General features: G+C 44.4%; 14 protein-coding genes. 12 read left to right on the plus strand and 2 right to left on the minus strand.

The window, feature by feature from the left end; all coding sequences use genetic code 11:
• Position 1: 1 nt before the first annotated feature.
• The 8 genes from C7120_RS08520 (at position 2) to C7120_RS08555 (ending at position 9,596) form a co-directional block, all read left to right on the plus strand.
• Positions 2 to 1,000, plus strand: a complete 999-nt coding sequence (locus C7120_RS08520; protein WP_107621178.1) for a VWA domain-containing protein — start codon at positions 2 to 4, stop codon at positions 998 to 1,000.
• Positions 1,000 to 2,022, plus strand: a complete 1,023-nt coding sequence (locus C7120_RS08525; RefSeq protein WP_107621179.1) for a VWA domain-containing protein — start codon at positions 1,000 to 1,002, stop codon at positions 2,020 to 2,022. Before C7120_RS08520 ends, C7120_RS08525 begins: the two co-directional genes overlap by 1 nt.
• On the plus strand, positions 2,019 to 2,690 hold the full coding sequence (locus C7120_RS08530) for a tetratricopeptide repeat protein (protein WP_107621180.1): 672 nt from the start codon (positions 2,019 to 2,021) through the stop codon (positions 2,688 to 2,690). Before C7120_RS08525 ends, C7120_RS08530 begins: the two co-directional genes overlap by 4 nt.
• Before the next feature lie 120 nt (positions 2,691 to 2,810).
• Complete coding sequence (locus tag C7120_RS08535) at positions 2,811 to 5,381, plus strand: BatD family protein (RefSeq protein WP_107621451.1); 2,571 nt, start codon at positions 2,811 to 2,813, stop codon at positions 5,379 to 5,381.
• A 3-nt stretch (positions 5,382 to 5,384) separates the two neighbouring features.
• Complete coding sequence (locus tag C7120_RS08540) at positions 5,385 to 6,074, plus strand: phosphatase PAP2 family protein (RefSeq protein WP_107621181.1); 690 nt, start codon at positions 5,385 to 5,387, stop codon at positions 6,072 to 6,074.
• Positions 6,075 to 6,136: 62 nt separating this feature from the next.
• Positions 6,137 to 7,402 carry an S-adenosylmethionine:tRNA ribosyltransferase-isomerase gene (locus tag C7120_RS08545; protein ID WP_107621182.1) on the plus strand — a complete coding sequence of 422 codons (1,266 nt, stop codon included), beginning with the start codon at positions 6,137 to 6,139 and terminating at the stop codon, positions 7,400 to 7,402.
• 239 nt (positions 7,403 to 7,641) lie between these two features.
• Complete coding sequence (locus tag C7120_RS08550; RefSeq protein WP_107621183.1) at positions 7,642 to 8,064, plus strand: hypothetical protein; 423 nt, start codon at positions 7,642 to 7,644, stop codon at positions 8,062 to 8,064.
• Positions 8,065 to 8,111: 47 nt separating this feature from the next.
• Entirely contained in the window at positions 8,112 to 9,596 is a 1,485-nt protein-coding gene (locus tag C7120_RS08555; RefSeq protein ID WP_369916864.1) for a glycoside hydrolase family 10 protein, read from the plus strand.
• 41 nt (positions 9,597 to 9,637) lie between these two features.
• On the opposite strand, the gene C7120_RS08560 is transcribed toward C7120_RS08555, so the two are convergent.
• Positions 9,638 to 10,087: a hypothetical protein gene (locus tag C7120_RS08560; protein ID WP_107621185.1), complete on the minus strand. Its 450-nt coding sequence runs from the start codon at positions 10,085 to 10,087 to the stop codon at positions 9,638 to 9,640.
• Positions 10,088 to 10,220: 133 nt separating this feature from the next.
• Here C7120_RS08560 and galE point away from each other — a divergent pair, with 133 nt between their 5' ends.
• Positions 10,221 to 11,258, plus strand: a complete 1,038-nt coding sequence (gene galE / locus C7120_RS08565; RefSeq protein WP_107621186.1) for a UDP-glucose 4-epimerase GalE — start codon at positions 10,221 to 10,223, stop codon at positions 11,256 to 11,258.
• 105 nt (positions 11,259 to 11,363) lie between these two features.
• On the opposite strand, the gene C7120_RS08570 is transcribed toward galE, so the two are convergent.
• Positions 11,364 to 11,771 (minus strand): DUF3127 domain-containing protein, encoded by a 408-nt coding sequence (locus tag C7120_RS08570; RefSeq protein WP_107621187.1) that lies wholly within the window; start codon positions 11,769 to 11,771, stop codon positions 11,364 to 11,366.
• Between the two features lie 176 nt (positions 11,772 to 11,947).
• Here C7120_RS08570 and dnaN point away from each other — a divergent pair, with 176 nt between their 5' ends.
• The 3 genes from dnaN (at position 11,948) to C7120_RS08585 (ending at position 14,893) form a co-directional block, all read left to right on the plus strand.
• Positions 11,948 to 13,072 carry a DNA polymerase III subunit beta gene (gene dnaN / locus C7120_RS08575; RefSeq protein ID WP_107621188.1) on the plus strand — a complete coding sequence of 375 codons (1,125 nt, stop codon included), beginning with the start codon at positions 11,948 to 11,950 and terminating at the stop codon, positions 13,070 to 13,072.
• Positions 13,073 to 13,089: 17 nt separating this feature from the next.
• Positions 13,090 to 13,944, plus strand: coding sequence for a 3'-5' exonuclease (locus tag C7120_RS08580; protein ID WP_107621189.1), 855 nt, complete (start codon positions 13,090 to 13,092; stop codon positions 13,942 to 13,944).
• Positions 13,945 to 14,011: 67 nt separating this feature from the next.
• Positions 14,012 to 14,893, plus strand: coding sequence for a DUF4835 family protein (locus tag C7120_RS08585; RefSeq protein ID WP_107621190.1), 882 nt, complete (start codon positions 14,012 to 14,014; stop codon positions 14,891 to 14,893).
• Positions 14,894 to 14,895 lie beyond the last annotated feature (2 nt).

Raw genomic sequence — 14,895 nt, forward strand, 5'->3', positions numbered from 1 at the left:
GATGGAATTTGCAAGTAAAGAATATTTTTTACTACTGCTCTTACTGATACCATATATATTATGGTATTTCCTCTATCGGAAAAAGAATGAGCCAACGATGCGGATGAGTGATACTTACACATATCAGTATGCACCGAAGAGTTGGCGTATGCGTATTATCGATCTTCCTATGATACTTCGGTGTGTCTGTTTCATACTTGTGGTTATTGTACTGGCCCGTCCTCAGACTCATAATGCATGGGATCAGCGAACAGCCGAAGGCATAGATATCATGCTTGCAATGGATGTGTCAACCTCAATGCTTGCTGAGGATTTGAAGCCCAACCGCATGGAAGCGGCCAAGGATGTGGCATCTGAATTTATCTCAGGCCGGCCCGACGATAATATTGGCTTAACGATATTTGCAGGCGAATCGTTCACCCAATGTCCTATGACTACCGATCATTCTTCGTTGATCAACCTACTTCGTAATGTCCGTACTGATATTGCTGCCCGAGGTTTGATCCAAGATGGAACGGCTGTAGGGATGGGACTGGCGAATGCCGTGAGCCGACTAAAGGAGTCTAAAGCAAAGAGCAAAGTTGTTATCTTGCTTACCGATGGTTCAAATAATATGGGAGATATCTCGCCGATGACGGCTGCACAAATTGCGAAGAGCCTTGGTATCCGTGTTTATACCATTGGAGTAGGTACGAATAAGGTTGCCCCATATCCGATGCCCGTTGCTGGTGGTGTTCAGTATGTGAATATTCCAGTGGAGATTGATACGAAGACACTTAGTAACATTGCCGCAACTACCGAAGGTAACTTTTATCGTGCAACAAACAATGTTGAGCTTAAGAAAATCTACAAGGATATAGACAAATTGGAAAAGAGCAAGATGGATGTGAAGAAATTCTCTAAATGGCATGAGGCCTATCAACCTTTTGCCATCGCAGCCATTGTTGTCCTTTTACTTGAAATCTTATTACGCACAACTATATTAAGAAGAATACCGTAATGTTCAGATTTGAAGATCCCATATATCTCTGGTTGTTACTTGTCATACCTGTATTGGTATTGATTAGATTCCTGGTCTGGCGGCGCAGGAAGAAACAGTTCCGTTTGCTTGGTGATACTGAGCTTCTTAAATCGTTGATGCCTGATGTGTCGAAAGTCCGCCCAATGCTTAAGTTTTGTTTGCTGCTTGCAGTTCTGGCTTTATTAGTCTTCATGCTTGCCCGCCCACAGATGGGAAGTAAGATCTCCCATGAAAGGCGCAATGGTATTGAGACCATTATTGCTCTGGACATATCAAATTCTATGCGTGCGGAGGATGTAGTTCCGTCTCGTTTGGATAAGAGTAAACTGCTTGTTGAGAACCTCGTTGACAACTTTACGAATGACAAGATTGGCCTGGTGGTCTTTGCCGGGGATGCCTTTGTGCAGTTGCCGATTACCAGCGACTATGTTTCTGCAAAGATGTTTCTTCAGAATATTGATCCTTCACTGATTGCAACTCAGGGTACGGATATTGCTCGTGCCATCAATCTTTCCATGAAAAGTTTTACACAGCAGGATAAAGTAGGGCGTGCTATTATTGTCATTACCGATGGGGAAGATCATGAGGGGGGAGCCGTTGAGGCTGCGAAAGAGGCCAAGAAGAAGGGCATCAATGTCTTCATTCTTGGGGTCGGCGACCCTAAAGGGAGCCCGATTCCTACGGGTAATGGAGGATATATGAAAGATAGAGATGGGCAAACCGTTATGTCGGCTCTTAACGAGCAGATGTGTCAAGAGGTGGCCAAGGCTGGGAGTGGAACCTATATTCATGTTGATAATACCTCTGATGCGCAGGAAAAACTCAATGATCAGCTTGCCAAGTTACAGAAAGGAGACATCAGCAGCGTGGTTTACAGTGAATATAACGAGCAGTTTCAAGCCTTTGGAATCCTTATTGTCCTATTGCTCATTCTTGAAGTGTTGATTTTAGAGTCAAAGAATCCACTCCTAAAGAATATAAAATTGTTTAAGAGAAAATGAAGTTTTTGAGATATATAGTTTTATCTTATGCCTGCGTGGCAACACTCGGTGTCAATGCGCAGAGCGATCGGGCGTTTGTCCGCCAAGGGAATCGTCTCTATCGCCAGCAAGTTTTCGACAAGGCAGAGGTGGAATATAGAAAAGCCCTTTCGAAGAATGCCTCAAATCCTCAGGCCCTCTATAACCTCGGTTGCGCCCTTATGATGCAAAATAAGGACTCGGCGGCCATTGTGCAATATGAAAATGCGGCGAAAGTAGAGCAGGGGAAAATACGCAAGGCAAAGATATATCATAATATGGGTGTAATTTGTCAACGGCACCAGATGTTTGCTGAAGCTATCAAGGCTTATGAGGAAAGTCTTCGAAATAATCCAGCCGATAATGAGACACGATATAACCTTGCTCTCTGCAAACGCCAGCAGAAACAGCAACAGGGTGGTGGACAGGATAACAAGGATGATAAAAATAAAGATAAAAAGAAACAGCAGAAGCAACAACAGGAAAAACAAGAGCAGAAACCTGAACAACAGCAGCCGAAGGAGCAGATGAGCAAAGAGAATGCCGAGCAACTTCTGAATGCTGCCATGCAGGAGGAAAAAGCTACTCAACAACGCATGAAAGAAAAGATGCGCCAGCCACAGAGAAGACAACTTCAGAAGAATTGGTAGACTAATGCCGTAAGTAGATGCCGTCTTCAGGCGGAATTAGAATTTAGAATATAGAAATTGATGAAAAATAGAAGATTGACAGATATGCGGAATATGGCCATACATCCCTCATTTGGAGAGATGTACAGTTTCTTATTATTCCTCTTGTTGCTTTTCCCTTCTTTTACAAAGGCGCAGCAGGTTTTGGTGTCTGCTCCTTCACATGTATCGGTAGGAGAGAATTTTCGAATATCTTATACCGTGAATACGCGGGATGTAGAGGATTTCCGCTCTGGGCTTAAAAATACAGAGGAGGTAGAGGTAATTGCCGGGCCTTACACCTCCCAGCAATCCAGCTATCAGATGATTAACGGACATACCAGTTCCTCATCTTCTATCACTTATACTTACACTCTCTACGCAAACCGAAATGGAATATTCACCATCCCGCCGGCCCATGTGCGGATAGGCGGTAAGTCCATATCCTCACAGGCGCGCAAGGTGGTTATCTCCGGACATGCTCAGACGAGTAGTAATTCTGCCCCCCGCATGCATGAAGAAGACCGGCCACAGATGCGTAGCGCGGGTTCAAAGATTTCGGGCAACGACCTCTTTATTAAAGTAAGTGCCAATAAAAGGCATGTCCATGAACAAGAACCGATCTTGCTCACTTATAAGGTGTATACCTTGCTGGAACTTACCCAGCTTGAAGGGAAGATGCCTGATCTTACAGGTTTCCATACCCAAGAAGTAAAGCTCCCTCAACAGAAGAGTTTCCATATAGAGAATGTGAATGGCCGGAATTACCGCTGTGTTACTTGGAGCCAATATGTCATGTATCCTCAAATGACGGGTAAGTTAGAAATTCCGAGTATTACTTTCCATGGCATCGTTGTTCAGGAAAACCGTGCTGTCGATCCGTTCGAAGCCTTTTTTAATGGAGGCTCGGGATATATAGAAGTGAAGCGCGACATCGTTGCGCCCGGTATCACAGTTCAGGTAGATCCTCTTCCCGATCGTCCTGCAGGGTTTTCGGGTGGAGTAGGCAGGTTTAATATTTCCGCGCAAATAGATAAAGCCAGTGTTCAGGCCGGCGACCCTGTCAATTTGCGTATAGTAATTGGTGGAATTGGTAATCTCAAGCTTATCAAACAGCCAGTCGTTCAGTTTCCCAAAGACTTTGATAAGTATGATGCCAAAGTTACCGACAAGACCCGACTTACGGCAAATGGTGTTGAGGGCAATATGATTTATGACATTCTTGCTGTACCTCGCAATCAGGGAAGATATGAAATCCCTCCTGTGGAGTTGCACTATTATGATACATCGGCAAATGCTTATAAAACATTAAAGACGAAACCGTTTACCATTGAGGTCGCCCCAGGCAGTGGTAAGACAACAAATATGGCAGATTACGCGGATCAGCAGGACAAGGATATTCATGGCATTATGACGGGAAAGGGTTCCCAGCATGCCGTTGACAGCTTTTTCTTTGGCAGCACGGCTTATTGGATAAGTTTGTTTATTCCGCTGGTTGCATTCATTGCCCTGCTTATTATTTTCCGCAAGCGGGCGATTGAAAACGCCGATATTGTAGCGATGCGTGGCAAAAAAGCCAATAAAGTGGCCACGAAACGCTTGAAGAAAGCCAATCAGTTAATGTTACAAGGGCAGCAGAGTGAGTTCTATGATGAGGTTCTTCGTGCACTTTGGGGATATGTCGGTGATAAGCTGAATATGTCAGTCGAGAATCTTTCTCGTGATAATATCGCGGAAAATCTTTCGAATCATCAAGTTGACGACCATACTGTTAGTAAGTTTATCGATGCCCTCGACGAGTGTGAATTCATGCGTTATGCTCCGGGTGATGCATCTGGCAATATGAATAAGACTTTTGAGCTGGCCATGACAGCTATCATGGAGATTGAAAAAGTGATGAAAAAGAAGAAGGCATCAAAGAAATTGAAGATGACGGTTCTGCTTTTAGGTGGAATACTGCTTTTTCCGAGTGCGACCTTTGGCAGTGTTACCAAGCAGAGTGCCGATCAACTTTATAAGACTGGTAATTACCAACAAGCAATCAAGGAGTATCACGAATTGCTAAAGAAGGGCGTATCACCCGAACTATATTATAATCTTGGCAATGCTTATTTTCGTACGGATAATATCACCCAGGCCGTATTGGCCTATGAGCGGGCTCACCTGCTTTCGCCCGGTAACGAAGATATAAACTTCAATTTGCAGTTTGCCCGAAGCAAGACCATTGATAAAATTACACCAGAGAATGAGATGTTCTTTGTAACCTGGTATCGCTCCGTAGTTAATTTCACGAGTGTAGACCATTGGGCGTATGTCGGTTTGACTTGTATTATCTTGGCCCTTGTTCTCTTTTTATTTTATCTTTTTACTTCACAGATGTTGCTCCGCAAGGTGGGTTTCTTTGGTTCTGCCATCTTCTTTCTCGTTTTCATCCTAAGTAATCTCTTCGCCTATCAGCAGAAGATGGTTCTTGAAAATCGCAGGGGGGCTATTGTGATAGCTCCTACGGTAAATGTAAAGAAGACCCCTTCTAAGGGCGGGACTGATGACTTCGTCATTCATGAAGGCACACGGGTTGATATTACCGACAAGAGCATGCGAGAGTGGCGAGGTATTCAACTTGCTGATGGGCGTGAAGGTTGGATATTGACGAGTCAGATAGAAGAGATTTAGTCAATGACACACGCATTTCCCATAGGAATAGACCAGTCGTTGCTGCGATTCTTTAATGGTAGCGATTCCCTTTTCCTGGACGGCATGATGACCGCTCTTACCGATGGCCTTACATGGATTCCGCTCTATTTGGCTTTGCTTTATATGGTGATAAAAAACAACGAGACGATAGAACAGATATTCCTCACCATAGGGTGCTTGCTTTTGTGCGTCTTGCTTGCCGACGGGATGGCTGATGGCATCGTGAAGCCTCTTTTCGCACGCCTTCGCCCCTCATACGATCCGCTTGTCATGGAACATCTCGACTATGTGAATACTCGGGGATCAGGTTATTCGTTCTTCTCTGCCCATGCGGCCAACACGATGTCTTTAGCCGTGTTTTTTAGCCTCTTGGTCAGGGACCGGCTTTTTAATTTCTTCATGATTGCCTGGGCACTGCTGAACGGCTATACCCGTCTTTACCTGGGCGTGCATTATCCGTCGGATGTTCTTGTCGGATTTCTGTGGGGGGCAGTGTCAGGCTTTATTGCTTACTTTGTGTGGCATAAGGTTTATTTCAAGATAAGTCCGAGACTCAACTATGTCTCATCGCAATACACCCGTACGGGCTATACGCTCTCTGATGCAGATATGGTCATAACCGTAATGGCATTCACATTCATATATAGCATGGTGTTTGCAATTGTTGGGTAAAGCACAAGTAAAATGCCCTTCCATGGATTGCGGAGACTGAGAGAAGAAGAATTAAATGGTAAATGGATACAAAGCATATACATATTTCTGATTATAACTATTCGCTTCCAGACGGACGGATAGCCAAGTTCCCCATTGCCCGGCGCGACCATAGCAAGCTGCTGCTTTATAAGCACGGTGAAGTGGGCGAGGATGTCTTCTGCAACCTTCCTAAGTATCTCCCGAAGGGGGCATTGATGGTGATGAATAATACACGGGTCATTCAGGCGCGCATCCACTTCCGCAAAGAGTCGGGAGCCCTTATCGAAGTGTTCTTGATGGAGCCCGCTGAGCCCGTAGACTATGAGCAGATGTTTCAAACGCGTGGGCACTGCTCGTGGTTATGCATGGTGGGCAATCTCAAAAAGTGGAAAGAGGGGATGCTACACCGCTGGTTCTCCATCAAGGGACATGGTTTCACCCTTTCTGCCATTCTGTTGCGCGAGCGTACTGCCCATAGTGCTACAGGTACGAATTATTGGGTAGACTTCGACTGGGACTCTACTGATATCAGCTTTGCCGAGATCCTTGAGACCGTGGGCGAACTGCCGATTCCTCCTTATTTGAATCGCGAGACAGAGGAAATCGACAAGACTTCGTACCAGACCGTTTATAGTAAAGTTAAAGGATCCGTGGCTGCTCCTACGGCAGGGCTTCATTTTACCGATGCCGTGCTTGCCGAACTTGACAAGAAAGGCATTGAGCGCGATGAGCTTACGCTCCATGTGGGAGCGGGGACCTTCAAGCCCGTGAAGACCCCGGAGATAGAGGATCATGAGATGCATAGTGAATATATTGTCGTGCATAGGCATACTTTCGAGCGTCTGATCAGGTATGACTGCAAGGCTATTGCAGTGGGCACTACCAGTGTCCGCACGCTGGAGAGCCTATATTATATAGGTGTGAAATTGCAACTCAATTCAGCAGCTTCTGAAGACGACTTGCATGTTACCCAGTGGGAGGCCTACGACCTTCCGCACGACGAGATGGGACAGGTGCTTGTGAACGGAGAGGCGGTTACCCGGCAGCAAGCCATTCAGAACATTCTGGACTATCTTGATGCCAACGGGTTAGAGGCCTTGCACAGCGGCACCCAGATTATCATAGCCCCGGGCTATACCTATAAGATAGTAAGGGCGCTCATCACCAATTTCCACCAACCGCAGAGCACGCTGCTCCTGCTGGTCAGTGCATTTGTGAAAGGCGACTGGCGTCGCATCTACGATTATGCGATCAATCATGACTTCCGCTTCCTCAGCTATGGCGACAGTTCCCTGCTCATCCCGTAGTGTCATGACTGGAAATAAGGGCAGTTATATACCCTGATATCACCTTAAAATGTAGGAAGCGGCTAAAAGCACGCCTTTTAACCGTCTTTTACCGGGCAAAAGGCCGTTAGAAGGAAGGTAAAAGGCCGCCTTTTGCAAAACGCTTTGGGATAGGGCTTTTTGCGCGAAGTTTTTGAAGCGGAAATAAAAGTCTCTCAGTAGAATTATATATCTTTGTGATAAGAATCAAAAACCTGATTATGAAGAAGTTGATATTTGTATTGTGCAGCCTGTTTCTGGCGGTTTCCGGCGTGGCTCAGACCCGTCGCTACTATTGTGAGATGATAGGACGGCAAACAGGATTCTATAGCGAGAAGAAGATAGCTTTTGATTTCGGCACGATTACTCCGCGTGATCCGTGGGGCGATGTGGCGGATATGCTTCAGCTTGTAGACGCGAATGGGAAGGTAATCTGGTTCAAGTCTATGATTGAAGCCTTGAACTTTATGACAGAAAAGGGATGGATTTTCCAGCAAGCGTATTCCTCTTATATAGAAGGTCGTGAGTTTTCTCATTTCCTGTTATATAAGGATGCCAGTTCTGTTGATGAGGCGAAAGACGGGCTCATGACGAAAGAGGACTGGGACAAGATACATAATTCTGAATCTAAAAGACGCAAATAGTTGTGCGGTTCGCAATTTCTTTATATCTTTGCAATATGAAGAAACATATGCTCACATTCTTTGTACTGATGCTTATAATGAGCGTAGGTGCAACGGCCGGAAACAAGAAGAGAGAGTTTCGTGGTGCCTGGATGCAGTTTGTAAACGGGATGTATCTCGGCATGTCAACTTCCCAGATACAGCAAATGCTGCTTCAGCAACTTGACGCCTTGCAAAAAGACGGGGCCAATGCCATCATTTTTCAGGTGAGAGGGGAGTGCGACGCACTCTACCAGAGCAGCATCGAGCCTTGGAGCCGTTATTTGACAGGTGTGCAGGGGCAACCGCCCTCACCTTACTGGGATCCTTTGCGGTGGATGATAGAGCAATGCCATCAGCGCGGGATGGAACTGCATGCATGGATAAATCCTTATCGCGCTCGCATGAAGACTCCGGCTGTGCTGGCTTCGAATCACATCCTAAACACCCACCCCGAGCGAGCTTTCGAGTATGGAGGCCTCTATGTGCTGAATCCCGGACTGAAAGAAAACCGGGAGTATATTCTGAGCGTGGTGGATGATATCGTGAAGCGCTATGATATTGACGGCATGCATATTGATGATTATTTCTATCCTTATCCAGAGGCAGGTAGCCCCATACCTGACGATCGAGAGTTCCAGCTTTATAATAACGGGATCCAGAATCGGGGAGACTGGAGGAGATATAATGTGGATACTTTCGTGAAGGAAATGGGGGAACATATTCACGCGCTAAAGCCATGGGTAAAGTTCGGTGTCTCTCCTTTCGGAATCTATCGTAACAAGAAGAGCGATCCCTTGAATGGATCGGAAACCAACGGACTTCAGAATTACGACGACCTGTACGCCGATATACTAAAGTGGGTGAACAATGGCTGGATTGACTACTGTGTGCCACAGATTTATTGGGAGATTGGCAATAAGGCCGCTGATTATCAGACATTGATTCACTGGTGGAATCGCTATGCGGGTGGTCGTCCGCTCTATATAGGAGAGGATGTGGAACGCACGGTAAAGAACGCGGATCCGCAGAATCCGAACCGCCATCAGCTCCCCGCAAAGCATGCCTTGCATGAAGCTTGTAAGAATGTCAAGGGCACTGTGCTGTGGTATGCGAAGTCGGTTACACAAAATCCCGGCAACTATGAGACAGTGCTTCGTACTGACTATTGGCGTTATCCTGCATTACAGCCACTGATGCCATTCCTTGATAGTGAGGCTCCTAAGAGGCCCAGGAAAGTGAAACCGATATGGACATCTGATGGTTATATTCTTTTTTGGACGGCACCAAAGGCAAAGCGATGGGGAGACGAGGTTCGGAAGTTTGTCGTCTATCGCTTTGGCAAAGGTGAAAAAATAGATATCGACAATCCCTCGAAGATTGTTAAGATTACGACGGATAGGCATCTCATATTGCCCTACGACACGGGAACGGAGCGGTATACTTATGTCGTAACTTCGCTTGACCGTGTAGGTAATGAATCGAAAGTCGCAAAGAAAAAGGTGAAGCTGTAGCATAAAAAGCCGAGAGGCTGAAATCTACCTTTGGCTTTTTCTTAGGAATGATGGTCTTTCAGTAAATCATCCAGAAAATTATCGAGGTCTTGATCAAGACCCTTCATGAGATCATCACCGACAATAATAGTGTCATCATCAGCTACATATAATTCCGCGATGGACTCCTTGTCGTCATCTTCAAGGACAAAGCTGTATGGCTTCATGATTCCCAAATTATCAACGGCATCGTGCAACTTGCGGAGTTCGTCTCTGAGAATGACAGTAATCTCTTTGTAAAAGTCGTCATCCTTGTTCTCAATCCATTGTTCGATCACGCAACGCGTAATTTCTCGTTCTTCGTCATCGAATGCCAGAATTTCGCCGCTGTCCTGAAACACCCTTAAATGAATATCAGTAATGATGGAGGTCTCCTCATCGTAAGGAAACTTTTGTGCGATCTTTCGGATAGCACGGTCGACTTGGAGCAAGGTCTGTTCAGTAGCTTTCATATTGCCATCGTTAAATTTAATGCAAATATAACGGAATTTATGGAGATGACAAATCTTTTTCTACTTTTTTTGTTTGTCAAGTAGAATTATATTGCTAAATTTGCAGTTAGGAAAACAAATATAAAACTAAGAAATGAAACAAACCATTCTGGTAACGGGGGGAACGGGCTTTATAGGCTCTCATACGACGGTAGAACTCATAGAAGCAGGCTACAAGGTTGTTGTTGTAGACAACCTTTCCAACTCAAAAATAGAGGTCCTTGATGGAATTGAGAGAATAACGGGCGTGCGCCCGATATTCGAGAATACGGACCTTCGTGATAAAGAGGCAGTAGAAAGAGTATTCAGGAAGTATCCCAATATAGAGGGTATTATCCATTTCGCTGCTTCAAAGGCCGTGGGAGAGAGTGTGCAAAAGCCCTTGATGTATTATCGTAACAATATCGTTTCGCTTGTAAATCTGCTTGAGCTCATGCCAGAATATAAAGTGAAGGGTATTATATTCTCTTCTTCATGTACAGTGTATGGCCAGCCAAAGGCAGAGAATCTTCCTGTAACAGAGGATGCTCCTCACCAGAAGGCAACTTCTCCCTATGGTAATACCAAGGAAATTAATGAGCAAATCATCTTTGATTGCATCCATAGTGGCTCTCCTATTAAAAGTATTGTACTGCGCTATTTCAATCCTATCGGTGCGCATCCGTCTGCATTAATCGGCGAATTGCCCAATGGAGTTCCCAATAATCTGATTCCCTATGTAACCCAAACTGCTATTGGCATTCGTAAGGAACTTACTATTTTTGGCAATGACTATGATACTCCAGACGGGACCTGCATTCGCGATTATATATATGTCGTTGACTTGGCCAAAGCCCATGTAGCCGCGATGGCTCGGGTTTTGGATAAGGATACAGATCTGATAGAGTATTTTAATATCGGTACGGGGAAAGGAAATTCAACGCTTGAGATAGTAGAAACTTTTGAGAAGGCTACAGGCATTAAACTTCATTGGAAATATGGGCCTCGTAGGGAAGGAGACATTGAGAAGATTTGGGGCGATTGCACCAAAGCCAACAACATACTTGGATGGAAAGCTAAAACACCACTTGCTGATGTACTGGCAAGCGCATGGAAATGGCAAGTCAAGCTGCGAGAGGATGGCGTGATGTAAGCTTGTAATGAAGAATTCTTAGAGGGAAAGATAATAATGGCATAATAAATAGGCTGATGCGCTTCTTAGACATCAGCCTATGTGTATTTACTTCAAAACACCTGATTAGAAAGGAAGGTCGTCGGCACTTCCTTCGGTAGCAGATTGCTGTGGTGGGAATGGATCCGCCGCAGGAGGGGTATCGCTAATGACACTTGTCTGTGTAGCTGGCTGAACACCTGCGACGCCGATGCTGGCAGGATCGACCAAGCGGACATCATAAGCACGGATACTGTTAAACCAGCGCCCCTGATACTCATGGGCATCGATATCGAACGACACCATAACCTCTTGACCAACCTGTATGTTAAAGCGAGTCAAGCGGTCGCTCCCGAATACATCAAAAACCATCTTCTTGGGATAGGCATCATGTGTTTCGAGAACGAAGCTCTGAACCTTCCACTCTTGCCCTGAACGAGCTGAGACTCCGCTTCGTTCAGGCATTGCGGCAATAATCTTACCTTGTAAATCCATAGTTGAAATATCTAATTTTTATATAGCTTCTATTGCAGAATCTGTCTTTTCAGATTGCGAAATTAATAAAATAGTTCTAAAATACGAAACTTTTCTGCTTATTTTTTTGCTTTACCGGATGCTTTTTTGTATTTTTGTAGCTAATAAATGAAAAGTAACTAAAAATATAAATACTCATGAGATTTACCCTTTCAAGTACTGCATTGAGCAGTCGCTTACAAACTCTCTCGAGAGTTATCAGTAGCAAGAATGCACTTCCGATTCTGGATTGCTTCCTTTTCGAAGTACGCAACAACCAGCTTTCTATCACGGCTTCTGACAGCGAGAATGTAATGCAGACCACTCTTCCGCTTGACGAGTGTGATGGCAACGGAAGTTTTGCCGTACCTAATCGTACAATCCTTGATGCAGTGAAAGAATTAGCTGAACAGCCACTTGTGTTTGATGTGGATACAAACAACCTCACTATCAAGGTGGTTTATCAGAATGGACTTTACAATTTTACGGCACAGAACGCAGCAGAATATCCTCGTTTTCAGCCAATTCCCGATGGAGCTACAGTTGTTACCATAGGCTCTTCCGTGCTGAATGATAATATCAATCGTTCTATCTTTGCGACCGCTCAGGATGAACTTCGTCCCGTAATGAACGGAATTTATTTTGATCTCACGGCAGAATCTTTGGCAATAGTAGCAAGCGATGGACACAAGCTCGTTCGTAATAAGAATTTTACCATTAAGAGCGATGCGCCTGCTTCATTCATTCTTCCTAAGAAACCTGCACAGCTTCTTAAGAGTGTCTTGGCCAGGGATGGCAGCGATGTCGTTATTAAGTTTGATGATCGTAATGCGGAGATTCATTTTGCGGGTGGCACTTTGAGTTGTAGGCTTATTGAAGGAAGATACCCCAATTATAACTCTGTAATTCCGCAAGGCAATCCTAATCAGGTAACGATCGATCGCAGGGCACTCCTTGGTGCACTTCGTCGCGTATTGCCGTTTGCAAGTGAAAGTAGTCAACTGATTCGCTTCCACCTCGAGATAGGCAAACTGGAGCTTTCTTCTGAAGACATTGATTTCGCAACGAGCGCAAAAGAAAGTATTACCTGTGATTATACCGGTCAGCCCATGAGTATAGGCTTTAAGGGCAGTTCACTCACGGAAATTCTGACAAATCTTGAGAGTGAGGAAGTAATTATACAATTGGCAGATCCTTCTCGTGCAGGCATTGTCCTTCCTTCGGTGCAACCGGAAAATGAAGATGTGCTAATGCTCATCATGCCAATGCTGCTGAACGATTAAAATCAGAAGCTTAAGTTATGAAATTAAATCTTAAAAAGCCCCTCGTCGTCTTCGATTTGGAGACGACGGGGCTTGATATAGTTAATGACCGTATAATTCAGCTGTCATATATCAAAGTCTATCCGGATGGTAAGGAAGAGCGTGAGAGTCTCTTCTTAAACCCGGAGAAACCGATTCCAACAACAATTTCAGACCTTACAGGTATAACAGATGAAACAGTCAAGGATGCTCCTACATTCAAGGAGCGTTCTTCATATCTAAATGATAAATTCAAGGGTTGTGATTTCGCGGGTTATAATTCTAACCATTTCGATCTTCCCGTGCTTGCGGAAGAGTTTTTCAGGGCGGGCATAGATTTTGACTTTTCCAAATGTCGTCTCATCGATGCGCAAACCATTTTTCATAAGATGGAGCGTCGAAATCTTGCAGCTGCCTATAAGTTCTATTGTGGCCGGAAGATGGAAGATGATTTTGAGGCGCATCGTGCAGATCAGGATACCGAAGCTACCTATTGCGTCCTTCAAGGTGAATTGGATAAGTATAATCCGGCAACAGCAGAAGAGCCAGACCGTGCCCTTCCCAACGACATGGATGTCTTGGCAGAATTTTCAAAACTTAACGATAATGTAGATTTTGCCGGAAGAATAGTCTGGCAGGATATGAAAGGAAAGGATGGTAATGTACTGCTGGATAGGGAGGGTAATCCTCGCAAGCAGGAAGTATTCAATTTTGGCAAATATAAAGGATGGGTGGTAAGTGATGTCCTGCATCGCGACCCTGGATACTATAGTTGGATGTTGACTTCAGAATTCACGGCAGATACCAAGCAGGTGCTTACCCGTATCCGTCTCCGCGAATTTAATAAGAAATAAATTAATTTATTATCGACATTGATTAGGTAATATATTGATGGATACTACAAAAAGAATCATTTTCTGTATGTTATATTTTCTGGGCATTGCAATGTATTGTTATGCTCAGGAACTCAATGCCAGGATTACAATTAATCATTCGCAGGTGCCAGGGACAGACAAAAGTGTCTTTGAAAAACTCAAACAAACCCTTGAGTCGTTCATTAATGAGCGACAATGGACAAACTTTCAATTCCAGAAAAATGAGCGTATCAACTGTAATTTTAATATTACAGTAACGAAATATGACGCATCCTTAAATCTCTTTACCTGCAAGGCGCTTATTCAGGCGAACCGTCCTGTGTATAATTCTGCATATACTTCTACGCTATACAACAATCAGGATAATGACTTCAATTTTGAGTTTGAACAGTTTGACCAGATAAATTTCAATGAAGAGAACATAGATAACCAGCTTACTGCACTCTTTGCATATTACGCCTATTTAATTATTGGTATCGATCTGGACAGTTTTTCTCCTTTAGGGGGAGAGGATATTCTGCGCCGATGTATGAATCTTGCCAATAATGCACAAGCGCTCAATTTCACAGGCTGGAAATCGTTTGACAATGATAGGAATCGTTATGCAATCATCAACGATTACCTTGATGCTGCTATGCAGCCTTTTCGTCAGTTGCAGTACGATTATTACCGTATGGGCCTTGATGAGATGTCTAACAATGCAGAGCGGGGGAGAACAAGTATTTCTACAGCTCTGGAGCTTCTCAAAAAAGCCCATGAAAACCGCCCAATGAGTATGCTTCCGCAGATTTGGACAGATTATAAGCGAGATGAACTTGCCAATATCTATAAGGGAAAAGGTACTCAAAAGGAAAAGGAGGCTGTATACGATATTCTCTTTAGTATTAATGCCAGTCAGAATACAGCTTGGGACAAGATAAAGGAATAGCT

The organism is Prevotella sp. oral taxon 376, from assembly GCF_003043945.1.
Lineage (GTDB): Bacteria > Bacteroidota > Bacteroidia > Bacteroidales > Bacteroidaceae > Prevotella.

What these genes read in the sequence shown, in the direction of transcription:
- C7120_RS08520 (WP_107621178.1), top strand. Translation starts at nt 2, where the DNA reads ATGGAATTTGCAAGTAAAGAATATTTTTTACTACTGCTCTTACTGATA.
- C7120_RS08525 (WP_107621179.1), top strand. Translation starts at nt 1,000, where the DNA reads ATGTTCAGATTTGAAGATCCCATATATCTCTGGTTGTTACTTGTCATA.
- C7120_RS08530 (WP_107621180.1), top strand. Translation starts at nt 2,019, where the DNA reads ATGAAGTTTTTGAGATATATAGTTTTATCTTATGCCTGCGTGGCAACA.
- C7120_RS08535 (WP_107621451.1), top strand. Translation starts at nt 2,811, where the DNA reads ATGTACAGTTTCTTATTATTCCTCTTGTTGCTTTTCCCTTCTTTTACA.
- C7120_RS08540 (WP_107621181.1), top strand. Translation starts at nt 5,385, where the DNA reads ATGACACACGCATTTCCCATAGGAATAGACCAGTCGTTGCTGCGATTC.
- C7120_RS08545 (WP_107621182.1), top strand. Translation starts at nt 6,137, where the DNA reads ATGGATACAAAGCATATACATATTTCTGATTATAACTATTCGCTTCCA.
- C7120_RS08550 (WP_107621183.1), top strand. Translation starts at nt 7,642, where the DNA reads ATGAAGAAGTTGATATTTGTATTGTGCAGCCTGTTTCTGGCGGTTTCC.
- C7120_RS08555 (WP_369916864.1), top strand. Translation starts at nt 8,112, where the DNA reads ATGCTCACATTCTTTGTACTGATGCTTATAATGAGCGTAGGTGCAACG.
- C7120_RS08560 (WP_107621185.1), bottom strand. Translation starts at nt 10,087, where the DNA reads ATGAAAGCTACTGAACAGACCTTGCTCCAAGTCGACCGTGCTATCCGA.
- galE (WP_107621186.1), top strand. Translation starts at nt 10,221, where the DNA reads ATGAAACAAACCATTCTGGTAACGGGGGGAACGGGCTTTATAGGCTCT.
- C7120_RS08570 (WP_107621187.1), bottom strand. Translation starts at nt 11,771, where the DNA reads ATGGATTTACAAGGTAAGATTATTGCCGCAATGCCTGAACGAAGCGGA.
- dnaN (WP_107621188.1), top strand. Translation starts at nt 11,948, where the DNA reads ATGAGATTTACCCTTTCAAGTACTGCATTGAGCAGTCGCTTACAAACT.
- C7120_RS08580 (WP_107621189.1), top strand. Translation starts at nt 13,090, where the DNA reads ATGAAATTAAATCTTAAAAAGCCCCTCGTCGTCTTCGATTTGGAGACG.
- C7120_RS08585 (WP_107621190.1), top strand. Translation starts at nt 14,012, where the DNA reads ATGTTATATTTTCTGGGCATTGCAATGTATTGTTATGCTCAGGAACTC.